This is a genomic window from Pseudomonas cerasi, assembly GCF_900074915.1.
GTDB classification, from domain to species: Bacteria; Pseudomonadota; Gammaproteobacteria; order Pseudomonadales; family Pseudomonadaceae; genus Aquipseudomonas; species Aquipseudomonas cerasi.
Map to the genome: position 1 here is coordinate 5,677,680 of NZ_LT222319.1, position 14,821 is coordinate 5,692,500.

The 14,821-nt window shown below is 56.9% G+C and carries 7 protein-coding genes, 2 tRNA genes, 2 rRNA genes and 1 pseudogene; 7 read left to right on the forward strand and 5 right to left on the reverse strand.

All coding sequences use genetic code 11. The features are described 5' to 3' along the window. Window positions 1–36: 36 nt before the first annotated feature. Complete coding sequence (locus PCPL58_RS27655) at window positions 37–1,518, reverse strand: YdgA family protein (protein WP_065350917.1); 1,482 nt, start codon at window positions 1,516–1,518, stop codon at window positions 37–39. 275 nt (window positions 1,519–1,793) lie between these two features. On the opposite strand from PCPL58_RS27655, the gene PCPL58_RS27660 reads away from it, so the two are divergent. The 7 genes and pseudogenes from PCPL58_RS27660 (at window position 1,794) to PCPL58_RS27690 (ending at window position 11,102) form a co-directional block, all read left to right on the forward strand. After that, on the forward strand, window positions 1,794–2,483 hold the full coding sequence (locus PCPL58_RS27660) for an HAD-IA family hydrolase (RefSeq protein ID WP_065350918.1): 690 nt from the start codon (window positions 1,794–1,796) through the stop codon (window positions 2,481–2,483). Between the two features lie 20 nt (window positions 2,484–2,503). Next, window positions 2,504–3,511: pseudogene (locus PCPL58_RS27665) on the forward strand (aldo/keto reductase). A gap of 318 nt (window positions 3,512–3,829) precedes the next feature. Next, window positions 3,830–4,567 carry a GntR family transcriptional regulator gene (locus PCPL58_RS27670; RefSeq protein ID WP_044310692.1) on the forward strand — a complete coding sequence of 246 codons (738 nt, stop codon included), beginning with the start codon at window positions 3,830–3,832 and terminating at the stop codon, window positions 4,565–4,567. An 813-nt stretch (window positions 4,568–5,380) separates the two neighbouring features. After that, window positions 5,381–6,157 (forward strand): DUF3050 domain-containing protein, encoded by a 777-nt coding sequence (locus PCPL58_RS27675; RefSeq protein ID WP_065350919.1) that lies wholly within the window; start codon window positions 5,381–5,383, stop codon window positions 6,155–6,157. A gap of 42 nt (window positions 6,158–6,199) precedes the next feature. After that, window positions 6,200–7,147, forward strand: coding sequence for a diiron oxygenase (locus tag PCPL58_RS27680; protein WP_065350920.1), 948 nt, complete (start codon window positions 6,200–6,202; stop codon window positions 7,145–7,147). Next, complete coding sequence (locus PCPL58_RS27685) at window positions 7,144–10,590, forward strand: non-ribosomal peptide synthetase (protein WP_065350921.1); 3,447 nt, start codon at window positions 7,144–7,146, stop codon at window positions 10,588–10,590. Before PCPL58_RS27680 ends, PCPL58_RS27685 begins: the two co-directional genes overlap by 4 nt. A 32-nt stretch (window positions 10,591–10,622) precedes the next feature. Next, window positions 10,623–11,102 (forward strand): SRPBCC family protein, encoded by a 480-nt coding sequence (locus PCPL58_RS27690; RefSeq protein WP_065350922.1) that lies wholly within the window; start codon window positions 10,623–10,625, stop codon window positions 11,100–11,102. 117 nt (window positions 11,103–11,219) lie between these two features. Here the strand turns inward: PCPL58_RS27690 and rrf are convergent. From rrf to PCPL58_RS27710, 4 genes are all read right to left on the reverse strand, one after another. Next, window positions 11,220–11,335: ribosomal RNA gene (gene rrf / locus PCPL58_RS27695) — 5S ribosomal RNA — on the reverse strand. 154 nt (window positions 11,336–11,489) lie between these two features. After that, window positions 11,490–14,381, reverse strand: a 23S ribosomal RNA gene (locus PCPL58_RS27700). Window positions 14,382–14,622: 241 nt separating this feature from the next. Continuing rightward, a tRNA-Ala gene (locus tag PCPL58_RS27705) sits at window positions 14,623–14,698 on the reverse strand. Window positions 14,699–14,728: 30 nt separating this feature from the next. Beyond that, a tRNA-Ile gene (locus PCPL58_RS27710) sits at window positions 14,729–14,805 on the reverse strand. Window positions 14,806–14,821 lie beyond the last annotated feature (16 nt).

The window sequence follows — 14,821 nt, forward strand, 5'->3', positions numbered from 1 at the left end:
TCGCCCGTCCTGACGGCAGACCGTGTCGCAGGCGGCTTACTGGTTACCCAGCACGCCGACCTTGCCCATGACGTTGCTCATGAACTGCTGCACGGTCATTTTCTGGCCATTGAAGTCGACCATCTGGTTGGCGTAATGCAGGTCGGAGACGATGTTGTCGCCGTCGACCTTGGCCAGTTGCATCATCTCGGCCATGGCGCTGGCCATGTCGCCAGCGGCCTTGGCCTGATCAGCGATGACCTTGAGGTCGGTCTGGCCTTCACGAATGGCTTGCTGGGTCGCGAGATCGCGAATCATCGGCTTGGACAGGACGACCCTGGCGTTGACTTCGCCCAGGCTCTTCATGAGCAGCGCATCGGAAGGCTGATCGAGCGGGCCTGGATCGGCCAGGTCCACGGCGATACGCATGTGGCTTTCACCGTTGCTGGTCTTGAGCGAGAGTTTTTCCAGCTCGATGTGCGGTTTGGCCGCCAGCAGCGTTTTCATCTGGGTGTTCATCAGTTCCTGATCAGCCGTGTTCAGCTCCAGGCGGAACGGACGCTTCTCCAGCGCGGCCTGTTGCTGTTGAGGCAGGATTTTATCCTGATACAACTGATACAGCGCCTGAGTCGCCAGCACATCGAAATTGGCGATCTTGAAGCCCATGTGCGCAGAACCGACGTCCTTGCCGGCGTAGGCAATCATGCCGGCATCGTAATTGATCTGCGCTGCAAGGTTACCGGCATCTTCCTGCGCCAGGTTGGTGTTGGTGAAATCCCGGATCTGCACCTGTGGTTTGCCCACCACCTGGAAACCCGCGTTCTGGATTTTCATGTTGGTATGACCCAGATAGAAACCGGACTTGCCTTTGGTGCCGCCCGTGTCGAAGGTCATGCCTTTGATCTCGATGCTGACCGGACCGTCAGGCGACGCGACATTGAGTTGCAGATTGTCCATGTTGCCCGCAAGGCTGAATTTTTCCGCGTCGGCCGACGACTCGGCGTTCAAGTCCAGACCTGAAAAACGGAACGTGCCGTCGACGTCGGTCATTTCCAGCGGGGCCATCTGCAGCGTGCCTTTGGTGGCGCGGTCATAGCCGATGCTGGCCTGGCCCGTGAGCGGTGGAACGTCCTTGCTCATGGCAAACCATTTTTCGGCGCTGGGGCTTTTTTCCATCTGGAAATTGCTCAGGGCCATGACCGGCAGCAGGTTCAGGGTCTTCAGATGCGACAGCGGAATGGGGCCGTGCTCAATATGGTCGACGAACAGAAACTGGCCGCCCTGGGTGCTATCGGACAGGTTCTGGATGTCGACGCGATAGTGCGCCGTGCTGCTGAAGAAGTGCTTGTCGAGCGAGAGTATTTCCAGTTTGACGCTGGTGTCCGTGCCCTTGAACGACTTCGCCAGTTCCTGATTGGCCTTGCTGATCGAGTCGTTCAGCGCGCCTTCCAGCTGATTGCCGGTGTACCAGGCACCGGCCGTAGCCAGTGCGCCCGCTACGACGATGACGCCAATCGCTATACCTGCTGATTTATTCATAGTGACGTGAAGATATCCGTTCTGATGATGGGAAAGTCGTACCGGGACCGGCAGCGCCGATTGAAAGCCGCGAGAGACTATCATCGGCAGATCCCGACAGCCCAGCCTTCATGGCCATTTCTGTGGGCGCGTAGCCGTTCTGTAAGCGCGTTGGACATGGCCTTGTGCCTTTTGTTGCGCACGCCAATCCCGCGGAAAGGTTTTGAAACAGACCCTAGCCACAGCCTTCCCGGAAACGTTAGGCTGAAACGAATTTGGGAACAGGACGTGATCACATGAGCGAGCAGCAAACACAACGAGGCCCGATCAAGGCCGTCATTTTCGACATGGATGGCCTGTTGCTGGACACCGAGGGGGTTTACACCGAAGTCACCCACTTGATTGCCAGTCGCCACGGGCGCACCTTCGACTGGTCCGTCAAGCAGCACACCATTGGCCGCGGTGCCCGGGACTTTTCGGACTACGTGATCAAGGCGCTGGAGCTGCCGATGTCGATCGACGAGTTTCTCGAAACCCGTGAACCTATGCTCGAAGAGCGTTTCCCCAAAGCGCCGGCAATGCCCGGAGCCGAGGCGCTGGTCCGGCATCTGGCAGCCCACAATATTCCGATCGCCGTGGGCACCAGCTCGTCTGTGCATTACTTCGAGGCCAAGACTACCCTGCATCGCGCATGGTTCGAGCTGTTCGACACCGTCGTCACCGCCGACGACCCGGAAGTAGGCGCCGCAAAGCCGGCCCCGGACATCTTTCTGGTCGCCGCCCGCCGTCTCGGCGTCTCGCCCGCCGATTGCCTGGTCTTCGAAGACTCGCCGTTCGGTGTGACCGCCGCCAAGGCTGCCGGGATGTACGCCGTGGCTGTGCCGGACTCGCACATGCCGGTCGAGCAATACGAGCATGCGGACCTGCTGCTGGGCTCGCTGGCCGACTTCCCGCTCAAGTCGTGGGGGTTACCTGAGCTCGCCTGAATGACATGGAGATGCTGAGCATGAATTATCGAACCCTTGGCCAGTCCGGCCTCAAGGTTTCCACACTGACACTCGGCTCGATGATGTTCGGTGAGCAGACCGGCGCCGAAGAGTCGCTGCGCATCATCGACAAGGCCAGGGATCAGGGCATCAATTTCATCGACACGGCGGATGTCTACAACGCCGGGCGTTCGGAGGAAATCGTCGGCCGGGCCATCGCGGCACAGCGCAGTGACTGGGTGCTGGCCACCAAGGTCGCCATCGGCCCGGCCGACGGCGTGCCCAACCGGGCCGGTCTGAACCGCAAGCATATTTTCAACGCCATCGAGAACAGCCTGCGGCGGCTCGATACCGACTATGTGGATATCTATTACCTGCACAAGGAAGATCACGACACGCCGCTGGAAGTGACGGTGTCGGCGATTGGCGATCTGATCCGGCAGGGCAAGATCCGTTACTGGGGCGTGTCGAACTTCCGCGGCTGGCGAATTGCCGAAATCGTCAACGTCGCGCAACGCCTGGGTGTGGACAGGCCGGTCATCAGCCAGCCGCTGTACAACATCGTCAATCGCCAGGCTGAGGTCGAGCAGATCACTGCGGCCGCGTACCACGGCTTGGGCGTCGTGCCCTACAGCCCGCTCGCACGCGGTGTGCTCAGCGGCAAATAAGCTCCGGACATCGCCCCCGACAGCGAGAGCCGCGCCGGGCGCCAGGACAAGCGGCTGCTGGAAACCGAATGGCGCATGGAGTCGTTGCGTATTGCGCAGCGAGTTCAGGCGTATGTGCAGGACAAAGGGGTCGGCATTGTCGAGTTCGCCATTGCCTGGGTGCTCAACAACCAGGCCGTGACCTCAGCCATCGTCGGCCCAAGAACCGAGCAGCAGTGGGACGGTTATACCAAAGCACTCACGGTGGATATCACCGCTGAAGACGAAGCGTTCATCGATTCGCTGGTGACACCCGGCCATGCGTCGACGCCCGGTTTCAATGACGTTCAGCACTTCGTCTCCGGCCGCCTGACGCGCTGAGAGGATCACGCCTGCGGCCTTATGCCGCGAGCGAAGCCCTGATGCGCTCTGGAACGGTCGTTTCAGAGCGCACCGTCATAAAAACAACATGTGAAACTCCTGTTACCTGTGAACGCGCGCTCGGTACGCAGAGCCGATGAGCGCTAAGATAGGCGCGTACTTATCGAGTTCACCGGGCTGCAGCGCGATCCGGCGTTCGCCGTTAAAACAGGATGATGTTTGTATTTTCGCGACGTACCGGCAAGTCTTGGCTAGTCTGTCGGCTACAAAGCGATTAATTGGACGTTGTCCAGCCAGGGTTGATGAAGAAGTAGGCCAATGCGCAAATCAGATAGAGAAGCCTTTCTGGGCTCCGTACTGGGCAATGAGCAGCCTCCGGCGCACCTTGCCAGAACCGTGATTGAAGAAAAGCTGCGAAACGCCATTATCGATGGCAGCTTGCCAAGTGGCACGGCATTGCGCCAACAGGAACTGGCGACGCTGTTTGGCGTCAGCCGCATGCCTGTACGCGAGGCACTGCGCCAGCTCGAGGCGCAGTCGCTGTTGCGTGTCGAAACGCACAAGGGCGCGGTGGTCGCACCGTTGATCACCGAAGACGCGGTGGATGCCTATGCCTTGCGCATCCTGCTGGAATCCGAAGCGTTGCGCCTGTCTATCCCATTGCTGGACGCCGATGATCTGGCGGCGGCGAAGGGCTATATCGAGCAGCTTGAAGTCGAGACGGATTTCGGCCAGATCGGCAGACTCAATCGGATGTTCCACCTGTCGCTGTATGCCAAGACCCACAATAAGCGTCTCATGCGTCTGGTTGAAGAAGGCCTGAACGAAGAGGAACGCTTCCTGCGTTTCAATCTTTCCGACATGGGCCTGGGCAAGCTTTCTCAGGATGACCATTGGCAGCTGTTGCGGCTTGCCGAGCAGAAAGCGATCGAACCCTGTGTCGAAGCTCTGCAGTATCACCTCAACCGAGGTGTTCAGGCCGTCACTCAATACCTGAACAGCAAAAAGGCCACCAAGGCCAAGTCGACCCGCGCAATAAAGAAAAACCCCGCCTGAATTATCAAGGCGGTCTGTCCGGCAGGCGATGACACAACGTCTGCGGATTGGCCGCTTGTACCTCCCGCCCTCCTCTCCACATCTCGTCAGCGTATCGCCAGGCTCAACCCGGGCATGGCGTTTTTATCGCTATTTTCCTGATCTGCCAGATGGCCCAACGCCGGAATGAGGCAAACTCGGCCGAGGCGCTGAGGACACCAACCGGAGGGTGTTCCCTGGCTACGGCTGAACGGCTCGCGCAGGATCGGAGCGGTTCTCTGTTCATCTGAACTCAATGGATAAGGAGTTGTTGAACGGGGCAAACAGACATTGGAAGTCATTTCCAACTTCGCCCATTAAAAAATCCAGAACCCTGATTATTCAGCATATCGGCAACGCTGGGCGAGGCATTCGCTCATTATTAATAATTCTGACGTTATCAGTCGGGAGGGTTGTCTGCGCGCCTGTAAAACGTATTCAGAGCGTTTTATATGGCAACTTACATGCTAAAAGAACAGCCAGTTAAATATTATTAAAAAATGATTGCCCCCCCTGATAAATTTGTTTTAAGTTTTCTTCGCCGTCGGTGCTATTGATGGCTTACCGGGGTGCGCCCTCGCTGTACAAGGGCTAGCGCTCGAAACGTCGACACTGCATTGTGCCTGGATGTGAAATAACCGTTGCATGTTTGCGGCGAATGGGCCCTCACACTTAAGGCCTGCGCTTGCCTTGCTCCCACGTATTTCATTGTGTTCCACCGCTGCACAGCCGACACTTTTATATCGCAAATAACTGCATTGCTACTTACCGCCCTCTTTCAATAGGACCGTCATCATGCCTTGTGAAAAAACGCTGCTTGCACACAAGAAAGTTGAACTTGGCCGTCATCCAATCTTTGCAGAAATCACCACATTGGATGTACTCCGGCGCTTTATGGAGACCCACGTATTCGCGGTCTGGGATTTCATGTCGCTGACCAAGCGTCTGCAACAGGAGCTGACCTGCACCCAATTGCCGTGGCTGCCGCCGACAGATGCTTCCGCTGCCCGCCTGATCAACGAGATTGTCCTGGGTGAGGAATCCGATAACCGACTGGCCGCGGGTCACTACAGCCACTTCGAGCTCTATCTGGATGCGATGCGCGAGATCGGCGCAAGTACGGTGCAGATCGAGCGCTTCATCGAACTGCAGAGACAGGGCCTGCGTTACACAACCGCACTGCAGCAAGTCGACGCGGGGCAGGCAGCGACAGCATTCGTGACACACACGCTCGACATCGCCCTGCATGCGCCGGCACACAGCGTTGCGGCGGCCTTTCTGCATGGGCGCGAGAGTGTCATCCCGCAGATGTTCCAGACCATTCTCGATGACTGGGGCATCACCGCCGACCAGGCCCCTACCTTCCGCTACTACCTGGAACGCCACATCGAAGTGGACGCCGAGGACCACGGTCCGGCAGCAGAGCAGTTGCTGGCTCGTCTGGTCGCTGGCGACGCGCAGCGCGAACGAGAGGTTTATCAGACCGCCATCGCCGCTGTGGAAAGCAGGATCCGGCTATGGGACACGCTGCGCCTGAGCATGCGAACGCCGCGGGTGCAGGCCAGCGCGTAAGTCCCGCTCGCAACACCCTGAAGCCTTTACAAGGAAGCCATCATGAAAGCAGAAGACTACATGTCGTTCATCGATGCGTGGGAAGGTCGCGCCACCATTCGTACTCGTCCACGCAGGATCGTCGAGAACGATGAAAAACTGATCTACCCCCTCAGCCGTCAGCCGCTGGTGCTCAGTGACACATTCATCCGCGAGTGCGCGCATTTGCGCGATTACGCCTTGGTACAGAGCCTCTACAAGTTCATCAACGATGTGGTGATCTTCGAGACCGAGATCGTCGACAGGACCGCACGCAGCATCGCCAAGGACCACTTTACGATTCGCTTCCCGTTTGCCTGTCGCTATGACGCGATGACGGTGGTGGTCGATGAGGACTATCACGCACTGGTCGCCATGGACTTCATGCAACAGACCATCGCCCTGACGGGCATAGCGCCTATCCCGTTGCCGGACGAGATTGAACTCAGCCGGGCCATTCCCGCCGCACTGGCTCTGGCCCCGGAGCATCTGCGCAGCGCAGTGGAGCTGATCTGTGTCGCCATCGCGGAGAACACCGTGACCAATGACGTGGCGGCGTTTGCCAAGGACGAATCGGTCAAGCAATCGGTCAAGGGCCTGATGGCCGACCACCTGCTGGACGAGGGGCGTCACTCGGGCTTCTGGGCGCGGCTGGTACGCATCTACTGGCACACCGCTCCCCAACAGGACCGGGAATCCATCGCCAGCATCATGCCGGTGTTCATCGCTCAATACCTGACCAACGATATTCAGAATGGCTTCGACTTCACCCTGATCGACCACCTGCAGGTGCCGGACACCGTCAAGCAGGCGCTCAGGGACGAAACCAGGGCTGTGAGTTTCCCAGTCAATCGCCATCACCCACTGGTGGCCAACATCGTGCGTTTCTTCAAGAACAGCTCGATGCTGGATGATCCTTGTGTGCAGCGGGCGCTGGTGGACTATCTGCCGACTCGGGGGACACTGCAATGAAGCGCCTGGAGATTGTGCTCATGGGTCACAGCCTGACCCTGACTGAACTGAATACCGAGCTGCAGGACCACGGGCATGGCGTGCGGCATCTGTCCGATCAGCAGGCGCTGGACGCGCTGACGATGCCTGATGGCTGCGTGCTGATCGAAGACGGCAGCCTGGGCCTGACAAAGGAACAACTGAGTGCGTTCGGCCACTTCACGCATCTGAGCCTGCGGTTCGGTATCAGCGGGGAACTGGAGTACGGGTTACCCCGGCTGGAGCTGCTGTGCTGGCATGGCGCTGCCGAAGCTCGACGCTTGATCGTTCATGAATGGCTGCCGGTCGAGGAATCAGGCAACGGGCGCGTACTGCATGATGCCGCTGTCGCAGCCATGGTTGATCTGACGGCATTACAGATCAGCCGGTTATCCAGAGACGACGACTATTTCAACGGTCTGACAAGCGTCACACCCGCCCAGAGTGATCGACAGTATGGCTTGCAGGCGGTTGATCAATTGCTGTTCGAGCATCGTCTGAATCAGACAGATCAACCGCACCTGCTGAAACGGGCCGAAACACCCATAACCGAGCGGCTGGAGCAGGCGCTGCTGACGTTTGCCGAACGCCCGGCACTGTCCGTTCGCAACCAGACGCTCAGCTATCGGCAACTGCACGCGCACAGTCTCGCTATCCAGCGCTTGCTGCAGCCGTTGCTGGCGCACGCAAAAGCCGACGCACCTCCGGTGATTGGTATCTGCCTGAGCAAGTCAGCCGAGCTGTACGCGGGCATCCTCGCGATTCTGGGTTGCGGTGCGGTATATCTGCCGCTTGATCCCGGCCAGCCTGTGCAGCGTCAGCAGTACATTCTGGAAAACTCGGGGGCGATGCTATTGCTGCACGATGGCTCGCACCCACTGGCCGCTGCGGAGTTTCCGGCGCTGGATATCGCGGCGGTGCGTGTCGAGGACGTAGCTTCAGCGCATACAGGCGCCGCTGCCGATCAGGACGCGCCCTGCATGGCGCTGTACACGTCGGGTACCACCGGGCAGCCGAAAGGCGTATTGCTCAGCCAGCGCAATCTCAGCCACTTCACCGCCTGGTATGCCGAGCATGTGAGCCTGAACGAACATAGCCGGGTGCTGCAGTTCTCGACGCTGAGTTTCGACTCGTCGATCATCGACATTTTCCCCACCTGGCTCAGCGGCGCCGAACTGGTGGTCCCCGATGAGGATCAGCGGCGTGATCCGTTGCAGCTGGTCCGCGTACTGCAACAAGGCATCACCCATGCATTCCTGCCGCCGGCGCTGTTGAGCATCCTGCCGCTGGATCAGCCGCTGGGGCTTGAATATGTCATGACCGGAGGCGACGTCTGCGAGCCGCATGTGATTGTGCAACTCACCGGGCAATGTCATTTCCACAACCTGTACGGCCCCACCGAAGCCACGGTGTTGGTCACCGCCGGCGAGTTCGGGCCGTCCAGCAGCAACCGCCATCTGGGCCGACCGATCGCCAACAGCCAGGCGTGGATTCTGGACGAGCAATTGCAGCCCGTGGCCGAGCAGACTCAGGGGGAGCTGTACATCGTCGGACCCGGTGTGTGCTTGGGCTATGTCAACAACCCAGAGCTTACCGCCGAGCGTTATGTGTGGCTGACGAAGCCGGACGGACAGCTAACGCGCGCCTACCGTACCGGCGATATCGCCAAGTGGACGGCTGACGGCATCGTCCTCAGCGGACGTCGTGATAATCAGGTAAAGATTCGCGGCTTTCGGGTCGAGCCCGAGGAGATCGAGCATTGCCTGCGCGACAGCGGACTGTATCGACAGGTTGCCGTGGTGATCGACAACCAACGGCGAATTCTGGCGTTTCTCGCTCAACCGTATATTGAGCATGACGAACAGGCGCTAAAGGCCCATGTACAACGTCTGCTGCCTGATTACATGCACCCCGCCGTCTACACGATGTTGCCCGGCATGCCATTCGCCAGCAACGGCAAGGTAGATCGTAAAGCGCTTCTGGAAATACCGCTGAGCTTTACCGGGCAGCACACTCGCCGTCTGCCCGAGACTACGCAGGAGCAGGCACTGCTCGAGCTATGGGGCGAGCTGCTGGAGCTGCCGCCAGACGACATCTCGACTGATGAAAGCTTTTTCAATCTCGGAGGCCACTCGATCCTCCTGTCGCGCCTGTTGCTGGGGGTTCGTGAACGCTTTGGGCGCAGCATTCCTATCAATCGTTTTATCGAAGCACCGACAGTACTGACGCTGGCCAGCCTGATCGACAGCGACGGCACTTCGGCGGGTGTCCTCAGTGCTCAGGCGCTGCGGGATGCCAACCCGGACTTTCAACTGGCTACATTGCCCGTCAGCAGGCTGGGTGATGTTCATAAGGTGATTGTCACGGGTGCCAATGGCTTTCTGGGTGTGCATATCGTCCAAGCGCTGCTTAGTTGGGGAGCGACAGAGATCGCCTGCCTGGTGCGGGAGACTTCTGGACAAAGCGCACAGCAGCGTTTCGAACATGCCCTGCGGGAAAACCGTCTGGATCACCTGGACCTGAGCCGCGTAAAGGTCTACCCCGCGGACCTGACGAAGCCAAGGCTGGGGCTCAGTGAAGCGGTGTATGAACGACTGGATCTCAAGTTTGGTGCGTTGGTGCACAACGCTGCCAATGTGAACCATGTCCAGGATTACGAAACCCTGGTCAAAGACAATGTGGCCCCGGTCTTTGAATGCCTGAAGCTGTGTGAGGGGCGCAGTAAAAAGATCTTCAATTTCGTTTCGACGCTGTCTGCCTGCAGTGCCATCGATGCCGCCGGCAATGTGCTTGAACGACCCGCTGCCGCGACCCCGCCGATATACATCAAGAACGGCTACAACCTCTCCAAGTGGGTGGCTGAGCGCATCCTGCAATGTGCCCGGGACCAAGGTGCCTGGGTGAACATCTATCGCCCCGGCAACATCGCCTTCAACAGCGTGACCGGCGTGTGTCAGCCACAGAAAAACCGCCTGATGCTGATGCTCAAGGGTTCGCTGCAATTGGGTCAGGTTCCGGCGTTCGCCATCAACTTCGACCTGATGCCGGTGGACTTTCTGGCGCGCTTCATCGGCTTCAATGCCAGCCGTTATCAGCCAGAACATGCGGTATTCAATCTGCATAACCCCGAGCCCTTGAGCTGGAGCGACTACGTGCACACCTTTCGCGAAGCCGGGCGTCAGTTCGAGCTGGTCAGCATCGAGCAATGGCAGGCGCAACTCCGGCGCGTCGACAGCCAGAACGCGCTGTTTGGCGTGCTGGGGTTTTACCTCGACGGGTTTGAAGAAGACATCGGCGATATCTCGATGATCGAGCACCGCAACACCCTGAACGGCATTCGTCGCATGGGCGAGCAATACCCGCAAAAGACTCCGGCGTTGCTGCGCAGGGGCTGCGATTACCTGAAAGAAATCGACTTCATCTGAGCCACTACCCACTGAGATAAATGGAGAACGACATGAACACACTTCACAGCAATCTGAAACCCGACACACTCATCAAGAACCCGGTGACGTGCCGAGTGGTGTCCGCCGTGGAAGTCCCAGGTGATGCGGCCAGCGTATGGGCTGTTGTCGGCAATTTCGGTGGCTTCCAGGCATTCATACCGGCACTGGAGAGCATTGAGGTCACCGGTGAAGGTCCGGGCTCGGTTCGCAGCAAGCTGTTCAAGGATGGCAACGTGGCTATCGAACAACTGAACTCCAGGGACGATCAAGCGCTTTATATGACTTGGTCACTGATCCACACCAGCTTGCCAGTCAGCAATCTGTGGGCAGCAATGACTGTTGACGCTACCGGCGACGGCGATACCTGCCTCGCCAGCTGGACGATTGTTGCCGACCCTGTTGAGGGAGGGCCTGAGGGGGATGCATTTGAGGCGTTTCTTCAGGGGTTTGCAGATGGCGCAATGAGTAACGTGCGCAGCCTGTTTGGCTGACTGATGCTGCACCATAACAGCCCGCTCGGAGCGAATGCCTGAGCGGGCTTTTTTATTCGATAACCCATAACGACAAAACCCCTCATCGCGTAAGCGATGAGGGGTTTCGGAATTCAATCTTGACGATGACCTACTCTCACATGGGGAAACCCCACACTACCATCGGCGATACATCGTTTCACTACTGAGTTCGGGATGGGATCAGGTGGTTCCAATGCTCTATGGTCGTCAAGAAATTCGGGTACCGAATCGTGCCGTACGGCGCGCTTCAGCAAATCGGGTATGTGATAGTCAATTCAGGTGTCGTTCGTGACGCAAACTTTCGGTTCGTGTCGTCTTCACAGTCACCGCAATCTGGTCATTCGACGCAAATTGCTTGGGTGTCATATGGTCAAGCCTCACGGGCAATTAGTATTGGTTAGCTCAACGCCTCACAGCGCTTACACACCCAACCTATCAACGTCGTAGTCTTCGACGGCCCTTCAGGGAACTCAAGGTTCCAGTGAGATCTCATCTTGAGGCAAGTTTCCCGCTTAGATGCTTTCAGCGGTTATCTTTTCCGAACATAGCTACCCGGCAATGCCACTGGCGTGACAACCGGAACACCAGAGGTTCGTCCACTCCGGTCCTCTCGTACTAGGAGCAGCCCCTCTCAAATCTCAAACGTCCACGGCAGATAGGGACCGAACTGTCTCACGACGTTCTAAACCCAGCTCGCGTACCACTTTAAATGGCGAACAGCCATACCCTTGGGACCGGCTTCAGCCCCAGGATGTGATGAGCCGACATCGAGGTGCCAAACACCGCCGTCGATATGAACTCTTGGGCGGTATCAGCCTGTTATCCCCGGAGTACCTTTTATCCGTTGAGCGATGGCCCTTCCATACAGAACCACCGGATCACTAAGACCTACTTTCGTACCTGCTCGACGTGTCTGTCTCGCAGTCAAGCGCGCTTTTGCCTTTATACTCTACGACCGATTTCCGACCGGTCTGAGCGCACCTTCGTACTCCTCCGTTACTCTTTAGGAGGAGACCGCCCCAGTCAAACTACCCACCATACACTGTCCTCGATCCGGATAACGGACCTGAGTTAGAACCTCAAAGTTGCCAGGGTGGTATTTCAAGGTTGGCTCCACGCGAACTGGCGTCCACGCTTCAAAGCCTCCCACCTATCCTACACAAGCAAATTCAAAGTCCAGTGCAAAGCTATAGTAAAGGTTCACGGGGTCTTTCCGTCTAGCCGCGGATACACTGCATCTTCACAGCGATTTCAATTTCACTGAGTCTCGGGTGGAGACAGCGCCGCCATCGTTACGCCATTCGTGCAGGTCGGAACTTACCCGACAAGGAATTTCGCTACCTTAGGACCGTTATAGTTACGGCCGCCGTTTACCGGGGCTTCGATCAAGAGCTTCGCTTGCGCTAACCCCATCAATTAACCTTCCGGCACCGGGCAGGCGTCACACCCTATACGTCCACTTTCGTGTTTGCAGAGTGCTGTGTTTTTAATAAACAGTCGCAGCGGCCTGGTATCTTCGACCGGCATGAGCTTACGCAGTAAATGCTTCACCCTCACCGGCGCACCTTCTCCCGAAGTTACGGTGCCATTTTGCCTAGTTCCTTCACCCGAGTTCTCTCAAGCGCCTTGGTATTCTCTACCCAACCACCTGTGTCGGTTTGGGGTACGGTTCCTGGTTACCTGAAGCTTAGAAGCTTTTCTTGGAAGCATGGCATCAACCACTTCGTGTTCAAAGAACACTCGTCATCAGCTCTCGGCCTTAAGATCCCGGATTTACCTAAGATCTCAGCCTACCACCTTAAACCTGGACAACCAACGCCAGGCTGGCCTAGCCTTCTCCGTCCCTCCATCGCAATAACCAGAAGTACAGGAATATTAACCTGTTTTCCATCGACTACGCTTTTCAGCCTCGCCTTAGGCACCGACTAACCCTGCGTCGATTAACGTTGCGCAGGAAACCTTGGTCTTTCGGCGTGGGTGTTTTTCACACCCATTGTCGTTACTCATGTCAGCATTCGCACTTCTGATACCTCCAGCAAGCTTCTCAACTCACCTTCACAGGCTTACAGAACGCTCCTCTACCGCATCATCAAAAGATGATACCCGTAGCTTCGGTGCATGGTTTGAGCCCCGTTACATCTTCCGCGCAGGCCGACTCGACTAGTGAGCTATTACGCTTTCTTTAAAGGGTGGCTGCTTCTAAGCCAACCTCCTAGCTGTCTAAGCCTTCCCACATCGTTTCCCACTTAACCATGACTTTGGGACCTTAGCTGACGGTCTGGGTTGTTTCCCTTTTCACGACGGACGTTAGCACCCGCCGTGTGTCTCCCATGCTCGGCACTTGTAGGTATTCGGAGTTTGCATCGGTTTGGTAAGTCGGGATGACCCCCTAGCCGAAACAGTGCTCTACCCCCTACAGTGATACATGAGGCGCTACCTAAATAGCTTTCGAGGAGAACCAGCTATCTCCGAGCTTGATTAGCCTTTCACTCCGATCCACAGGTCATCCGCTAACTTTTCAACGGTAGTCGGTTCGGTCCTCCAGTTAGTGTTACCCAACCTTCAACCTGCCCATGGATAGATCGCCCGGTTTCGGGTCTATTCCCAGCGACTAGACGCCCTATTAAGACTCGCTTTCGCTACGCCTCCCCTATTCGGTTAAGCTCGCCACTGAAAATAAGTCGCTGACCCATTATACAAAAGGTACGCAGTCACCCAACAAAGTGGGCTCCCACTGCTTGTACGCATACGGTTTCAGGATCTATTTCACTCCGCTCTCCGCGGTTCTTTTCGCCTTTCCCTCACGGTACTGGTTCACTATCGGTCAGTCAGTAGTATTTAGCCTTGGAGGATGGTCCCCCCATATTCAGACAAGGTTTCTCGTGCCCCGTCCTACTCGATTTCATTGCAAAGGGATTTTCGCGTACAGGGCTATCACCCACTATGGCCACCCTTTCCAGAGTGTTCCGCTAATCTCAATACAACTTAAGGGCTGGTCCCCGTTCGCTCGCCACTACTAAGGGAATCTCGGTTGATTTCTTTTCCTCAGGGTACTTAGATGTTTCAGTTCCCCTGGTTCGCCTCTTGCACCTATGTATTCAGTACAAGATAACCATCTTATGATGGCTGGGTTCCCCCATTCAGATACCTCCGGATCACAGTCTGTTTGCCGACTCCCCGAAGCTTTTCGCAGGCTACCACGTCTTTCATCGCCTCTGACTGCCAAGGCATCCACCGTATGCGCTTCTTCACTTGACCATATAACCCCAAGCAATCTGGTTATACTGTGAAGACGACATTCGCCGAAAGTTTGCATTCACAAACTTTACCTTAGCCCGGACACGCACCAGTGAAAGAGGTGCCCGGTCTATATTTCTTTCTATCACATACCCAAATTTTTAAAGAACGATCTAATCAAAGACTAGAAATCAACATTCAGGCACTGATCATCAGGATCAATGGAATGCTCATTTCTAAGCTTTCAAACAGAAGCAGTAAGTGGTGGAGCCAAGCGGGATCGAACCGCTGACCTCCTGCGTGCAAGGCAGGCGCTCTCCCAGCTGAGCTATGGCCCCGTATTTCTACAGGCGTTTCCCACACAAAATTGGTGGGTCTGGGCAGATTCGAACTGCCGACCTCACCCTTATCAGGGGTGCGCTCTAACCAACTGAGCTACAGACCCAATTTCGAGCTTGTAG

Excerpts from the sequence above, each read along its gene's own strand:
- PCPL58_RS27680 (WP_065350920.1), top strand. The coding sequence starts at position 6,200 with ATGAAAGCAGAAGACTACATGTCGTTCATCGATGCGTGGGAAGGTCGC.
- PCPL58_RS27685 (WP_065350921.1), top strand. The coding sequence starts at position 7,144 with ATGAAGCGCCTGGAGATTGTGCTCATGGGTCACAGCCTGACCCTGACT.
- PCPL58_RS27690 (WP_065350922.1), top strand. The coding sequence starts at position 10,623 with ATGAACACACTTCACAGCAATCTGAAACCCGACACACTCATCAAGAAC.
- PCPL58_RS27660 (WP_065350918.1), top strand. The coding sequence starts at position 1,794 with ATGAGCGAGCAGCAAACACAACGAGGCCCGATCAAGGCCGTCATTTTC.
- PCPL58_RS27675 (WP_065350919.1), top strand. The coding sequence starts at position 5,381 with ATGCCTTGTGAAAAAACGCTGCTTGCACACAAGAAAGTTGAACTTGGC.
- PCPL58_RS27670 (WP_044310692.1), top strand. The coding sequence starts at position 3,830 with ATGCGCAAATCAGATAGAGAAGCCTTTCTGGGCTCCGTACTGGGCAAT.
- PCPL58_RS27655 (WP_065350917.1), bottom strand. The coding sequence starts at position 1,518 with ATGAATAAATCAGCAGGTATAGCGATTGGCGTCATCGTCGTAGCGGGC.